The 12,596-nt window shown below is 68.1% G+C and carries 13 protein-coding genes; 6 read left to right on the top strand and 7 right to left on the bottom strand.

From position 1 onward, the window contains the following. The first annotated feature begins 43 nt into the window (after positions 1-43). Positions 44-1,384 (top strand): ABC transporter substrate-binding protein, encoded by a 1,341-nt coding sequence (locus ACZYZ5_RS16385; RefSeq protein ID WP_463903105.1) that lies wholly within the window; start codon positions 44-46, stop codon positions 1,382-1,384. 139 nt (positions 1,385-1,523) lie between these two features. Beyond that, positions 1,524-3,731 carry an alpha-galactosidase gene (locus ACZYZ5_RS16380; RefSeq protein ID WP_463903104.1) on the top strand — a complete coding sequence of 736 codons (2,208 nt, stop codon included), beginning with the start codon at positions 1,524-1,526 and terminating at the stop codon, positions 3,729-3,731. Positions 3,732-3,847: 116 nt separating this feature from the next. On the opposite strand, the gene ACZYZ5_RS16375 is transcribed toward ACZYZ5_RS16380, so the two are convergent. The 4 genes from ACZYZ5_RS16375 to ACZYZ5_RS16360 all read right to left on the bottom strand — a co-directional run bounded on the left by ACZYZ5_RS16375 (position 3,848) and on the right by ACZYZ5_RS16360 (position 5,942). Next, positions 3,848-4,192: a DUF202 domain-containing protein gene (locus ACZYZ5_RS16375; protein WP_463903102.1), complete on the bottom strand. Its 345-nt coding sequence runs from the start codon at positions 4,190-4,192 to the stop codon at positions 3,848-3,850. A gap of 2 nt (positions 4,193-4,194) precedes the next feature. After that, positions 4,195-4,686 (bottom strand): YidH family protein, encoded by a 492-nt coding sequence (locus ACZYZ5_RS16370; RefSeq protein ID WP_463903101.1) that lies wholly within the window; start codon positions 4,684-4,686, stop codon positions 4,195-4,197. A 55-nt stretch (positions 4,687-4,741) separates the two neighbouring features. Next, the gene (locus tag ACZYZ5_RS16365; RefSeq protein ID WP_463903100.1) at positions 4,742-5,203 is read right to left on the bottom strand and encodes a TspO/MBR family protein; all 462 of its coding nucleotides are present in this window, start codon (positions 5,201-5,203) and stop codon (positions 4,742-4,744) included. A 133-nt stretch (positions 5,204-5,336) separates the two neighbouring features. Continuing rightward, complete coding sequence (locus ACZYZ5_RS16360) at positions 5,337-5,942, bottom strand: TetR/AcrR family transcriptional regulator (RefSeq protein ID WP_463903099.1); 606 nt, start codon at positions 5,940-5,942, stop codon at positions 5,337-5,339. A gap of 83 nt (positions 5,943-6,025) precedes the next feature. Between ACZYZ5_RS16360 and ACZYZ5_RS16355 the strand changes: the two genes are divergently transcribed. The 3 genes from ACZYZ5_RS16355 (at position 6,026) to ACZYZ5_RS16345 (ending at position 9,421) form a co-directional block, all read left to right on the top strand. Next, positions 6,026-6,805, top strand: coding sequence for an SDR family NAD(P)-dependent oxidoreductase (locus ACZYZ5_RS16355; protein ID WP_463903097.1), 780 nt, complete (start codon positions 6,026-6,028; stop codon positions 6,803-6,805). Positions 6,806-6,934: 129 nt separating this feature from the next. Continuing rightward, entirely contained in the window at positions 6,935-8,623 is a 1,689-nt protein-coding gene (locus tag ACZYZ5_RS16350) for a long-chain-fatty-acid--CoA ligase (RefSeq protein WP_463903096.1), read from the top strand. A gap of 189 nt (positions 8,624-8,812) precedes the next feature. After that, positions 8,813-9,421, top strand: a complete 609-nt coding sequence (locus tag ACZYZ5_RS16345) for a DnaJ family domain-containing protein (RefSeq protein WP_463903095.1) — start codon at positions 8,813-8,815, stop codon at positions 9,419-9,421. A gap of 20 nt (positions 9,422-9,441) precedes the next feature. On the opposite strand, the gene ACZYZ5_RS16340 is transcribed toward ACZYZ5_RS16345, so the two are convergent. From ACZYZ5_RS16340 to ACZYZ5_RS16330, 3 genes are all read right to left on the bottom strand, one after another. Then, positions 9,442-10,767, bottom strand: a complete 1,326-nt coding sequence (locus ACZYZ5_RS16340) for a S8 family peptidase (protein ID WP_463903093.1) — start codon at positions 10,765-10,767, stop codon at positions 9,442-9,444. Between the two features lie 239 nt (positions 10,768-11,006). Next, positions 11,007-11,324: a DUF6221 family protein gene (locus tag ACZYZ5_RS16335; protein WP_463903091.1), complete on the bottom strand. Its 318-nt coding sequence runs from the start codon at positions 11,322-11,324 to the stop codon at positions 11,007-11,009. A 64-nt stretch (positions 11,325-11,388) separates the two neighbouring features. Beyond that, positions 11,389-11,613, bottom strand: coding sequence for a hypothetical protein (locus tag ACZYZ5_RS16330; protein WP_463903090.1), 225 nt, complete (start codon positions 11,611-11,613; stop codon positions 11,389-11,391). A 199-nt stretch (positions 11,614-11,812) separates the two neighbouring features. Between ACZYZ5_RS16330 and ACZYZ5_RS16325 the strand changes: the two genes are divergently transcribed. Further along, positions 11,813-12,565, top strand: coding sequence for a GAF and ANTAR domain-containing protein (locus ACZYZ5_RS16325; RefSeq protein WP_463903088.1), 753 nt, complete (start codon positions 11,813-11,815; stop codon positions 12,563-12,565). The last annotated feature ends 31 nt before the right edge of the window (positions 12,566-12,596 follow it).

Here is a 12,596-nt window from a genome sequence, read left to right as displayed (position 1 = left end):
CCATCCCTCCTGCACCATCCCCTCCTGAACGGAAAGTAGAACCATGAAGAAATCCCTCGGCGCCGTCGCCGTCGCCGCTGCTGTGGCGCTCTCCCTGTCCGCCTGTGGCGGCTCATCCACCTCCGCAGAGTCCTCGAAGGGCGAGATCAGCTACTGGCTCTGGGACGCCAACCAGCTTCCCGCCTACCAGCAGTGCGCCGACGACTTCCAGAAGGCCAACGCCGACATCACGGTCAAGATCACGCAGCGCGGGTGGGACGACTACTGGAGCACGCTCACCAACGGCTTTGTTGGCGGCACCGCCCCGGACGTCTTCACCAACCACCTCGGACGCTACGGCGAGCTCGCAGAGAACAAGCAGCTGCTGGCAATCGACGACGCCGTCGAGAAGGACAACGTGGACCTGGCCGCGTACAACGAAGGCCTCGCCGACCTCTGGGTCGGCCCGGACGGCAAGCGCTACGGCCTGCCGAAGGACTGGGACACCATCGGGCTGTTCTACAACAAGGCCATGCTCGCAAGCGCCGGCGTCTCCGAGGAGAAGATGAAGACCCTCAGCTGGAACCCCGAGGACGGCGGAACCTACGAGGAAGTCATCGCCCACCTGACCGTCGACAAGAACGGCAAGCGCGGGGACGAGGCCGGCTTCGACAAGAACAACGTGGACGTCTACGGCCTGGGCCTCAACGGCGGCGGCGACTCCTCCGGCCAGACGGAATGGAGCTACGTCACCAACACCACCGGATGGTCCCACACGGACAAGAACCCGTGGGGCACGCACTACAACTACGACGACCCCAAGTTCCAGGCGAGCATGAATTGGTTCGCAGGACTGGCCGCGAAGGGTTACATGCCCAAGCTCGAAACCACCGTGGGCGCCAGCATGGCGGACACCTTCGCAGCGGGCAAGTCAGCGATCAACGCCCACGGTTCGTGGATGACCGGTCAGTACACCGGCTACAAGGGCCTCGACGTGGGCATCGCTCCCACCCCGGTGGGCCCGGAAGGCAAGCGCGCCTCTATGTTCAACGGCCTGGCCGACTCGATCTGGGCCGGAACCAAGAAGAAGGACGCCGCCATCAAGTGGGTTGAATACCTCGCCTCTGCCGATTGCCAGGACGTTGTGGCCTCGAAGGCTGTTGTGTTCCCCGCACTCAAGGCCTCGTCCGACAAAGCTGCGGAGGCCTTCAAGGCCAAGGGTGTGGATGTCACCGCGTTCACCGAGCACGTCAAGAACAAGACCACGTTCCTGTACCCCATCACGGACAACACTGCGAAGGTCAAGGGCATCATGGAGCCCGCCATGGACGCCATCGTGTCCGGCAAGGCGCCTGCCAGCTCCCTGACCCAGGCCAACGAACAGGTCAACGCCCTCTTCAAGTAGGCCCGTCCGCCCCGGATGCCGCCGCTACCTCCTCGCGGCGGCGGCATCCGGTATTTCCCTTTGCAGCTCCGCACCACCGCACCTCCGCACCACATACCGAGCGTCCCGGACGCGCCCCGAACCACCGAAAGAGACCGCCATGGAACCCCTGTACCTCCGCTCCGCCAGCACCAGCCTGGTGATCAGCTTTGACAGCGGAGAGGCCGAGGTCATCCACTGGGGCGCCGATCTGGGCGCCTCCCTTCCCGACCTGGCCATCCTCGGCGCCCCCGTCCCGCACTCCGCCGTCGACGCCGACGTGCCCGCCGGGCTCCTGCCGCAGGCCTCCTCCAGCTGGCGCGGCCGGCCCGCCCTGCGCGGGCACCGGATCGCCGACGGCGTTCCCGGCTACGACTTCTCCGTCCGGCTCCGGGTGGCGGAGGTAACGCCCGACGGTGACGGCGCCGTCGTCATCATCCAGGCCGACGCCGACGCCGGCATCCGCGTTTCATCCGTGCTCACCCTGCACGACGGCGGCCTGCTGGAACTGCGCCATACTGTCACCAACACCGGCACCTCGCCGTACCAGCTCGACGAACTGGCCACGGTGCTCCCGGTCGCGCCGGACGCCGTCGAGCTCCTGGACCTGACCGGGCGCTGGTGCCGGGAGCGGCACCCGCAGCGGCGCGCCATCGAACAGGGAACGTGGGTGCGCACCGGCCGGCACGGCCGCACCGGCCACGACTCCTCACTGCTGTTCGCCGCGGGAACCGCCGGCTTCGGCAACCGCCACGGCAAGGTCTGGGCAACCCACCTGGCCTGGAGCGGCAACCATGAACAGTTCGCCGACAGCGCCGCGGACGGCCGCACCATGATCGGCGGGTCCGAACTGCTCGGCGCCGCCGAGGTGATCCTGGCCCCCGGCGGCAGCTACACAACGCCCGCGCTGTTCGCCGCCTATTCTGACCGCGGCCTGGACGGCATCAGTGAAGCCTTCTACGCCTGGTTCCGGAACCGGCCGCACCACGTGCTGCCCTCCGCGGCAGCGCGCGCCGGCCTGTCCGGCACGGGCAAACCCCGCCCGGTGGTGCTGAACACCTGGGAGGCCGTCTACTTCGACCACAACCTCACCACGCTGATCGAACTTGCCGACTCCGCCGCCGAGCTCGGCGTGGAGCGCTTCGTGCTCGACGACGGCTGGTTCCGCGGCCGCCGGGACGACCACGCCGGACTCGGCGACTGGTACGTGGACGAAGCGCTGTGGCCGTCCGGGCTCACCCCGCTGATCGAGGCTGTGACCTCGCGCGGGATGGAATTCGGGCTGTGGGTCGAGCCGGAGATGGTCAACCTGGACTCCGACGTGGTCCGGGCGCACCCGGAGTGGATTGTTGGTCCGTCCGTGGCGAGCTACAAGGACGGCGGGCGGCTGCCGCTGGAATGGCGGCACCAGCACATCATTGACCTGGTCAACCCCGACGCCTGGCAGTACATTTACGACCGCGTGGATGCGCTCCTGCGCGAGAACAACATCAGCTACCTCAAGTGGGACCAGAACCGGGACCTGCTCGAACACGGCCATGCCGGCCGTGCCTCCGTGCACGAACAGACCCTCGCCGCCTACCGGCTCTTCGACGCGCTCAAGGCCGCGCACCCCGGCGTCGAGATTGAAAGCTGTTCCTCCGGCGGTGCCCGCGTGGACCTCGGCATCCTGGAACGGACCGACCGCATCTGGGCCTCGGACTGCAACGACGCCCTGGAGCGGCAGAGCATCCAGCGCTGGACCGGGCTGGTGGTTCCGCCGGAACTGGTGGGCGGCCATGTCGGGCCCACTACCTCGCACACCACGGCCCGCACCCATGACCTGTCCTTCCGCGCCATCACCGCCCTGTTCGGGCACTTCGGGATGGAATGGGACGTCCGCCAGGTCCAGGGCGTGCAGCGCGAGGAGCTCAAGCGGTTCATCGGCATCTACAAGGAGCACCGGGACCTGATCCACTCGGGCCGGATGGTCCGCGCGGACCTGGCCGACCAGTCCCTGATGCTACACGGTGTGGTGGCTGCCGGTGACGTCTCCGCAGCCGGTTCGACGGCGGCGCTGTTCACCCTGGTCAGCACGCGGACCTCGCCCGCGGAGCAGCCCGGCCGGATCGGCATTCCCGGCCTCGCCGCCGACGTCGACTACCGGGTGGAGGCGGTTTTCCCGGCCCCGGGCGATGCCGACTACGCCCGCACGTTCACGCAGGTCCAACCCCCGGTGTGGCTGGAGTCCGGGGCCACGGCCAGCGGCCGCTTCCTCGCCGAGGTGGGCCTGCCCATGCCGGTCCTCAACCCGGAGCACGCCCTGCTGCTGAAGGTCACCGCCGCCTGACCCCCCTCCGCACCCGTCGACTGCTCCGCAACGGCCCTTTTGAACCCTCAAAACGGCCGTTGCGGAGCAGTCGATGCAGTCCGGGACCTCAAGAGCGGAGCCCGCGGGGGCGTGTCCTAATGCTGCAGCGGCAGGAACAGCACCGTGAAGATGCCCAGTCCGGCCAGCACCACCACGCTGCCGGCGATGGCCGCCGTCGCCCTGACGTTCGCGGGCATCGCCGCTCCGCCGATGCCGCTGGCGGCGCGGTGGTAGCGGCGCCGCTGGGTGAGGGCGATGCCGAGGGCGACCAGCAGTGAAGCCGCCACCAGGGTGCCGACAAACCAGCCGTAGTGGGGCATCCAGCGCAGGAAGATGCAGGCCGCCGTGATCAGCGTCAGGGCGGTCCGGCGCCAGGCGAGGTCCGTGCGTTCGGGCTGGAGTCCGGGGTCGCCGTGCGCCGCCGCCCTGGTTTTTGCCACGGCTAGGCCGGCCGCCCGATCACGAAAACGATCAGCACGGCCGCAACGACGGCGCCGCCGGCTGCCAGGATCGGCGCGATCAGGGGCAGCGGCAGCGGAGCCTGGCGGCGCATGGCCCGTTCCACATTGAGCCAGCGGAAGAACGAGCCGCCCGCGGTCACCAGCCCCAGCAGGAGCAGCAGCACGGCGACGGTCTTGCGGACTTCCGGGACGAAGAGCCCCGACGTGAAGGCTTCGACGGCGATGCCGCCGGCCACCATCGCCAGCGACGTGCGGATCCAGGCCAGGAACGTGCGCTCGTTGGCCAACGTGAACCGCGGATCCGGTTCGGTCCCGCCGCCCAGGGCCCAGGCCGAGATCCCGCGGCGGCTCCGGGTTGCGCCCGCGGCTGCCCGGGTCACCGCCGTTCCGGTGCCGCCCGCGGCCGGAACCTCGCTGGCCGGTGCCTCGCTGCCGGTGTGTGACGTGCCGGGTGCCTCTTCGTGTGCGGTCATGATGCTCTCAGGATGCCATCCCGCGGGAGTATTCCGCACACTCATTGCGTGCCCGTCAGTTGTTCACAGCGGCGTACAGGTTCAGGCTCGCCGAGAACACGAGCCAGGAAACGTAGGGCAGCATCAGCAATCCGGCAGGCCTGCTGATGGGCCCGAAGCGGAGCACGGTCAGCGTGGCCGCCACGGCGTGGGCTCCAATAACGAGCAGCGCCAGCCACAGTGCGGCGGTTCCCATCATCGGGTACATGCCGAAGAACGTCACCGGCCAGGCCAAGTTCAGCAACAGGAGTACCCCATAAACCCTGAGCGCAGCCCTGCGGGGGAGCCGCCGCTGCCGCCACACCAGCCACGCGGCTACCGCCATGGCCGCGTAGAGGCTCAGCCACACCGAGCTGAAGACCCACCCCGGCGGTGTCCACGGTGCTTTGTCGGCCAGGGCGTACCAGCCGGCGTTCATCCGGATCGGCACGGAGCCCAGCAGCGACACGACCCAGGACACCGCGAGAAAGCCGGTCAATGCCGCGGCCTGCCGCCGCCAGGGACGACCGCCCGTTGGCGCGGGGCGCGGGGGACCTGTTTCAGCGTTGGTGGGCACTGACTCACTGTGGACAGTTGAGGGCCGGTCCGTCAAACCGTGACCGCGGAGCCGCTCAGGCCCCCGGCACGCGCAGTACCTCGACGGCAGCCAGCAGATACGGCACCGGATCCGGGTCCGAGCCCGCGGCCCACCGCATCCACGCTTCAAAGGTCGCAGCCAGATAGGCCGCGCTCAGGTAGCCGGCTGTTTCCTCGGGAACGCCGAGGGCAATCAGGTGCCGCCGGGCACGCTCGCGCTGGGGTGCCAGGGACTCGTAGCTCCGGCTGGCGAGCTCGGGATGCACGGCGATCAGCCGCAGCCGCCCCCGCGAGACCGAAAGATCGGGAATGACGGCCACTCCGGCGACGGCCGCGGCGCGCAGCCCCGCCAAGAGGTCCTCGCTGTCTTCTCGAGCGTCGAGGGCCGCTTCCAGGGCCCGCCCCGAGGCCGCAACCACCGGTTCCATGCCGCCCCAGATGAGATCGGCCTTGCTGGAAAAATACCGGTACAGGCTCTTGCGCCCGATGCCTGCCCCGCGGGCGATGTCCTCCATCGAGGTCCGCTCGTAGCCGTTCTCGGCGAAGAGCCGCAGCGCGAGGCTGGCGACGGCGTCCGGATCGATGGTCACTGGGCGCCCGGCGGAACGCACGCCTGGGGGCTTGGGATCTTGCGGGGGCATCCCACCAGTATTCACCCTTTCATAATGACACAGCGTGTCATAAGCTGGAAAATGTCAGCACTGGAAACGTTCGGAAGGACATCATGGGCAACGAAGCTTTATGGCAGGGATCCATCACGGCGGGCCGCTTCGCCGGCAAGACCGTCATCGTCACGGGTGCCGGTTCGGGCATCGGCCTGGCGACGGCCCTGCGCGTTGCCAAGGAAGGCGGCCGGGTCATCGCCGCAGACATCAGCCCCGAGCGGCTGGACGCTCTGGTTGCCGGTTACAGCGGCCTGGACGTGGTCCCCGTGGCTGGTGACATCTCCGACGAAGACACGGTCGCCGCCGTCGTCGCCGCCGCGGGCGGCAGGGTCGATGCACTCGCGAACGTCGCCGGCATCATGGACCACTTCGCCCCGATCCACGAGGTCGACGACGCCACCTGGGAGAGGGTTTTCAGGATCAACGTCACCGCCCTCATGCGCCTGACCCGCGCCGTGGTGCCGCTGATGCTCGAGGCCGGGTCCGGATCCGTGGTCAACGTCGCCTCCGAGGCCGGCCTCCGCGGTTCCGCCGCCGGCGCAGCGTACACCGCGTCCAAGCACGCCGTCGTCGGCCTGACCAAGAACTCCTCGGTGATGTACGGGCCCAAGGGCCTGCGCTTCAACGCCGTGGCCCCCGGCGCCACCATCACCAACATCGAGGCCACATGGGGTTCCCAGCTCGCCGCCGAGCGCCTCGGCCCGCTGATGGGGGCGAACATTCCGGCCCCTGCCACCGCGGCCCAGTTGGCGGCCTCGATCACGTTCCTGCTCAGCGACGACGGCACGAACGTCAACGGCGCGATCCTGGCCTCCGACGGCGGGTGGTCCGCAGTCTGACCGCAGTCGGGCACACGCCGGCTCGTTCGGCGACCTGCCAGTCCGGTGCCTCCCGGTGCTCGGGCCGGCCGCTCGGGCGGTTGCGCCCGGAAATTCGCTGGGGCAGGCGGTTCACGGCAAGATGTGAGCATGGAGCACACTGACCAGCAGCCCTGGGTGAAGAACTACCAGCCGGGGGTCCCGGCCGACATCGAACTGCCGACGGAGTCGCTTGTTGCGATGCTGGAGCGGTCCGTGGCCGAGGCCGGCGCCGCCCCCGCGCTGGAGTTCTTCGGCCGCCGTACCAGTTACACCGAACTCGGAGAACAGGTCGACCGGGCAGCCGAGGGCCTGCGCCGGCTCGGCGTCCGGGCCGGCGACCGCGTGGCGCTGATCCTGCCGAACTGCCCGCAACACGTGGTCGCGTTCTACGCGGTGCTGCGCCTCGGCGCCGTCGTGGTCGAACACAACCCGATGTACACCTCCCGGGAACTCCGCCACCAGTTCGAGGACCACCAGGCCAGGGTCGTCATCACCTGGGACAAGGCCGCCGCTGCCGTCCGCGACTTCCCGGCGGACATCGAGATCGACCATGTCGTTTCGGTCAACCTCCTGGCGGCGTTCCCCGCCGTCAAGCGCCTGGCCCTGCGCCTGCCCTTGAAGAAACTGCGTGAGTCCCGCGAGGCGCTGACGGCCCCGGCGCCGGGCACCACGCCGTGGAAGGACCTCCTCAGCCGCGGGCGCATCGATCCGGAACACCCCCGCCCCGCGGTGGATGACCTCGCCGCCATCCAATACACCTCGGGAACCACCGGCCGTCCCAAAGGCGCCATGCTCAGCCATTTCAACCTGTACTCCAACGCCCTGCAGGGTGAGGCCTGGATGCAGGGGGCCGAGTACCGCAAGGAAATTCTCTACGCCATCCTGCCCATGTTCCATGCCTTCGGCCTGACGCTCTACCTCACCTACGGCATCCGCAAGCAGGGCCTGCTGGTGCTTTTCCCCAGGTTCGACCCGGACCTGGTGCTGGACGCCATGAAGAAGTCGCCCGCCACGGTCTACTGCGCGGTGCCGCCGATCTACGAGCGCACCGCGATGGCCGCGAAGGAGAAGGGCATCTCGCTCCGGTCCTGCAAATACTGCATCTCCGGCGCCATGAACCTGCCGGACCACGTGGTGGAACTGTGGGAATCGGTCTCCGGCGGTCTGCTGGTGGAAGGTTACGGCATGACCGAGTCCTCCCCGGTCGCGCTGGGTAACCCCTTCCACCCCACGCGCCGCAACGGCACGATCGGTGTGCCGTTCCCCTCGACCCTGATGAAGGTTGTCGACCTGGACGACCCGGCCGTCGAAGTGCCGCCGGGCCGGCCGGGGGAGCTGCTGGTTAAGGGCCCGCAGGTGTTCCAGGGCTACTGGAACAACCCGGAGGAAACCGCGAACACCCTCACCGCCGACGGCTGGCTGAGGACCGGGGACGTGGTGACCGTGGACGAGGACGGGTTCACCACGATCGTTGACCGGGCCAAGGAGCTCATCATCACCGGCGGTTTCAACGTCTCTCCCACCGAAGTGGAGTCGGTGCTGCGCCTGCACCCGGACGTCAGGGACGCCGCCGTCGTCGGCAAGCCGCTCGAGCGCGGCGGCGAACTGGTGGTCGCCGCCGTCGAGCTGGAACCGGGCGCCACCCTGCACGAGAATGCCCTCCGCGGGCACTGCCGCGAGCACCTGGCCGGCTACAAGATCCCCAAACGGGTGGTTGCCATCCCTGACATGCCGCGCTCCATGCTCGGGAAGATCCTCCGCAAGCAGGTGCGCGAGCAGGTGCTGCCGACGCTCTGACCTTCCCGGGGCGCCGGCGCGAGTAGCATTACCTCTCTCGACGAAACGGGGCTGCCCAGGGTTCTGCTGCACGGCGACGATTCCGATTGCTGTCACGTCCGTCCTAACGTCCTTGGCCGCCGGTACTTTGCTTCGCATACTGGAAACAGGGTGCATTTATGTCGCGCAACCAAGAAAGGGCGGGGAGCCATGAGCGGCGGGTCAGGCGGGTCGTTCCGGCGACGGGTGGAGCGTGCAGCGGAACTCCGCTCCCTCCGGGCCAGCGGAATGACGGTCCGGGAAGAGGAGGAGCTCGCCGCTGCCGAGGAGAAGGAACGGGAGCTGCGCGCAAAATTCGACGACGCCGCCAGGGCCGAATACCTGATCCGCGATGCCATGGCGCAGGGCAAATTCGACCACCTTAAATACGCCGGAAAACCCATCCCCGGGCTGGGGGAGAAATACGACCCCGATTGGTGGGTCAAGGGCCTGATCCAGCGCGAGAATCTCACCGGGATGGGGCCCAAGGCCATCATGCTCCGCGCAGAGGACGCCGGGCTCGACGCCCGGATCGACGAGCAGCCCTCCGAAAAACAGGTTCGCCAGCTCCTGGAAGATTTCAACGCCCGCGTGATTGATGCCAGGCGGCAGCTGCAAGGCGGGCCGCCGGTCGTCACCAAGACCCGCGACGTCGAGTCCGAGGTGCGGTGCTGGGTGGAACGCCGCGCGGCCCGCGCCGCCGTCGCCGCTGAACTGGAAGCGCAGGAACCGGGCCAGATCCGCCGCCGGTGGTGGCGGCGGATCTGGCCCGGTACCTAGCGGGCAGCGGGGCTTGGCCCCTACTCGGTTCCGGAGCGCTCAATCTGGGTCAGATAACCGTAGTACTTCCCATCCAGCGGCCGGAGCGGGTCGCCCTCGAAGCCGAACCCGCGGTTTTCCTCGTTGTACGAGGCGGTGATGTCCAGGAACTGGGACATCACTGCCGCACCCGATCCCTCGCACACCCCGGTGCCGATGCATAGCGCCACGGATCCGGCAACGGCAGGGCTGGCGAAGCTGGTTCCGTGGGCCACGGAATAGCCGCCCGGCGCCGTGGAGGTCACGCAGACGCCGGGGCCAGCGATGGTGTGGGCCTGGTCCCCGGACTCGCTGGCGTAATTGGAGAAGAACGCCGGACGGTCATCCAGCTGCCCCACCGCAGACCAGTCCTCGGCCCCGCACACCGGGGCCTCGAGGCCAGCAGGCTTGCCGTCGAAGTCCGCCATCGCCGTGGCGGTCAGCACCTCGTCGTACGTGGCAGGCACGGTAGTGGCAATGTCCTGACCGGAGTTTCCGGCCGCGACGGCGTACACGACTCCGGCCTCGATCGAGCGACAGATGGCGTAGTGCATCGGATCCGTGCCCTTGCCGCAGTCGCCGGTTTCGGTGCCGGGGCCGCCGATGCTGATGTTCGCCACCTGAATGTCATTATTCGGGTCGTCGTCCTGGCGCGTCGCCGTCACCCAGTCAATGGCGCAGATCAGCATTTCCTCCGTGATGACACCGGCGTCGTTGACGACGCGGACGGACCACAGCGGGGTTCCCGGTGCCGCCCCGATGACGCCTTCGTTGTTGTCCTTTGCTCCGATGACACCGGCCACGAAAGTCCCGTGCCCAACCCCATCCGTGGGGTCAACCTTCACCGGCGACCCGGTGGAGCAGTCGATGCCTCCGCGCACGTTGAGGTCCGGATGGCTTCCGTCGATGCCGCTGTCGATCACGGCCACATTGACGCCCCCGGAGTCCGACTCCCCGGGCTCCGTGTCAGCGGAGGCAGTGCCGCCGATCCTCAGCCACCAGAACGGCGCCAGCTGGGTACTCGGCTCGAGGGCCTGGGGCTCCTCGAAAACCCGGGCCACGGTGACGAAGTCAACGCCCGGGTCGGCAGCGAGGCGGGCCGCGACGGACGCCGTCATCGTGGCGGCGTACCCGCTCACGGCGGCCCGATAAACCGTGGAAACGGAAAGACCGTAGCTGCCCCGCTGTGTCGCGGCCGCTGTGCCGGGGTCAACGACGCCGTCCTTCAACACCACGATGTAGCGTTGTTCCTTCTCGGCCCCGGCTGAAGGGGCGGCTGCGACAAGGCCTCCGGCCATGGCCAGGCTCAGCGCTGCGAGGCCGCCCACGATTCGCCGGAACCTTGACGTCATTTTCGGCGGTGGCGCGGCGGTCCCGGTATTCCGGTGTGCCCCCGCGGCTACACGCACTGGTCCCCGTGATGATCCTGGACGGCGGACGTGGCTGAACATAGTGGCCTCCCTAGAGCGTCTACGCTGCTGAACGCCCCCCGGTCTTAGCTTAGGCCCGCGATTGTCTCTTGGACACGGACCTTTGGCATTAGTTGGAAAAGGACAGCGGCAGGTCCCTAGGCGCGGAGCCAGTCCTGATCGAAGTCCGGGTGGTCGTAATAGGGCAGGGCCAGGGCATTCAGCGACTGCTCAAGCCATTCCAGCGATTGCGGGATCCAGCCGGCGTCCTGGACCGTGTCGCTGACCAGAGACGCGAGGGCCGCCTGCCGGGCGGATTCCACGATGCGGATCAGGCGCCGCTTGGCCTCGCATTCGAGCAACAGGCGTTGTTCGTACCAGGCGCCGGATTGCGAGACAGTCCGGTCGGCGAGGAGGGTCCGCGCCACGGCCTCGTCCTCGGTGATCCGCTCGGACAGGAAATCGACAATGTCCACACCGCGAGCGTACGCGCGGTGCTTGGCCGGCAACCAGCCCCCGCCGGTGCAGCCGCCCCGGTGCTTAGTGCACTGTCAGGTTTTCCGCTTCCTCGGGACCGACGAAGTGGCAGGAGCCCTCGTGCCGCTCGGGCACATCGCAGGTCCGGCCGGTGGGCAGGTGGACGTTGCCGCAGAGCCCGGTGATGGCCACGTCCTCGCGGACGTGCAGGCTGCTCAGGTCGGGGCGGCCCTGGCTTTCCTCGTGGATTTGCCGGGGGCCGGGGAAATTCTGGTCTGGACTGTTCATGTCTGCTGCTCCTTGGAGGATCTGCTATGCAGGGAAGTGCCAGTCTCGATTGAGTCCGATGCCCCAGTCTCACACGGGGATGTTAATACCGGGTTACCGCCCCGCTAGATAGTTGACTCGGGCCCGGTACCGGTGGCCTTCGCCGAGGTATATTTCGAAGGAGAGAGCAACGATTCAACCACGCAAAAAGGGGTGCGCCATGATGGTGCCAAATTCAGCGGACATCGGTGACCGGACACAGGGCGCGCACGGCGAGACACCGATCACCGCAGACGCTCTTGCCACCCGGCTGGGTGACATCGCCCGGGAACTCCAGCACGAGGACGACCCTGACTCCGTGCTGGCCGGGATCGTGCACGCCGCCCTGGAGCTGGTCCCGCATGCGGCTGACGCCTCCGTCAGCCTGGTCACGGGCCGCCGGACGATCGACTCGCGGGCTGCTTCCAGTGATCTTCCGCGCCGGGTGGACGCCCTGCAGAGCGAGACCGGGCAGGGGCCGTGCCTGGAAGCCTCCTATGAAAAGCGCGTTGTCAGCGTTCCCGACCTCAGCTCGGACCAGCGCTGGCCGGATTTCTCGCGGGAGGCCTTCAAACTCGGAGCACGGAGCATGCTCTCCTTCCAGCTCTTTGTGGACGGTACCCACTTTGGAGCTTTGAATCTGTTCGGTAGGGAGGCGGGGGCCTTCGACGCCGAATCCGAGCGGATCGGGGCCATGGTGGCGGCCCACGCCGCCGTCGCCGTCGCCGGCAGCAAGCAGGTCAGCCAGCTCACCCACGCACTGGACACGCGGGACCTGATCGGACAGGCCAAGGGAATCCTGATGGAGCGCTTCAAGATCACGGCCCAAGAGGCGTTCCTGCTGCTCTCCCGGGCCAGCTCAGAGCTGAATATCAAGCTGCACGACGTGGCGGAGCAGCTGACCGTCAGCGGGGAAATGACCAAGAAGCGCTGACGCCGGCCGGGCTCGCGCTCGGCTCGGGTTC

Source organism: Pseudarthrobacter ribosi, assembly GCF_055412865.1.
The sequence above is the reverse complement of the archived record's forward strand: the minus strand, read 5'-3'. Positions and strand labels throughout refer to the sequence as shown.

Coding starts and splice junctions, on each gene's coding strand:
- ACZYZ5_RS16385 (WP_463903105.1), top strand. CDS start 44: ATGAAGAAATCCCTCGGCGCCGTCGCCGTCGCCGCTGCTGTGGCGCTC.
- ACZYZ5_RS16380 (WP_463903104.1), top strand. CDS start 1,524: ATGGAACCCCTGTACCTCCGCTCCGCCAGCACCAGCCTGGTGATCAGC.
- ACZYZ5_RS16370 (WP_463903101.1), bottom strand. CDS start 4,686: ATGACCGCACACGAAGAGGCACCCGGCACGTCACACACCGGCAGCGAG.
- ACZYZ5_RS16360 (WP_463903099.1), bottom strand. CDS start 5,942: ATGCCCCCGCAAGATCCCAAGCCCCCAGGCGTGCGTTCCGCCGGGCGC.
- ACZYZ5_RS16355 (WP_463903097.1), top strand. CDS start 6,026: ATGGGCAACGAAGCTTTATGGCAGGGATCCATCACGGCGGGCCGCTTC.
- ACZYZ5_RS16350 (WP_463903096.1), top strand. CDS start 6,935: ATGGAGCACACTGACCAGCAGCCCTGGGTGAAGAACTACCAGCCGGGG.
- ACZYZ5_RS16345 (WP_463903095.1), top strand. CDS start 8,813: ATGAGCGGCGGGTCAGGCGGGTCGTTCCGGCGACGGGTGGAGCGTGCA.
- ACZYZ5_RS16330 (WP_463903090.1), bottom strand. CDS start 11,613: ATGAACAGTCCAGACCAGAATTTCCCCGGCCCCCGGCAAATCCACGAG.
- ACZYZ5_RS16325 (WP_463903088.1), top strand. CDS start 11,813: ATGATGGTGCCAAATTCAGCGGACATCGGTGACCGGACACAGGGCGCG.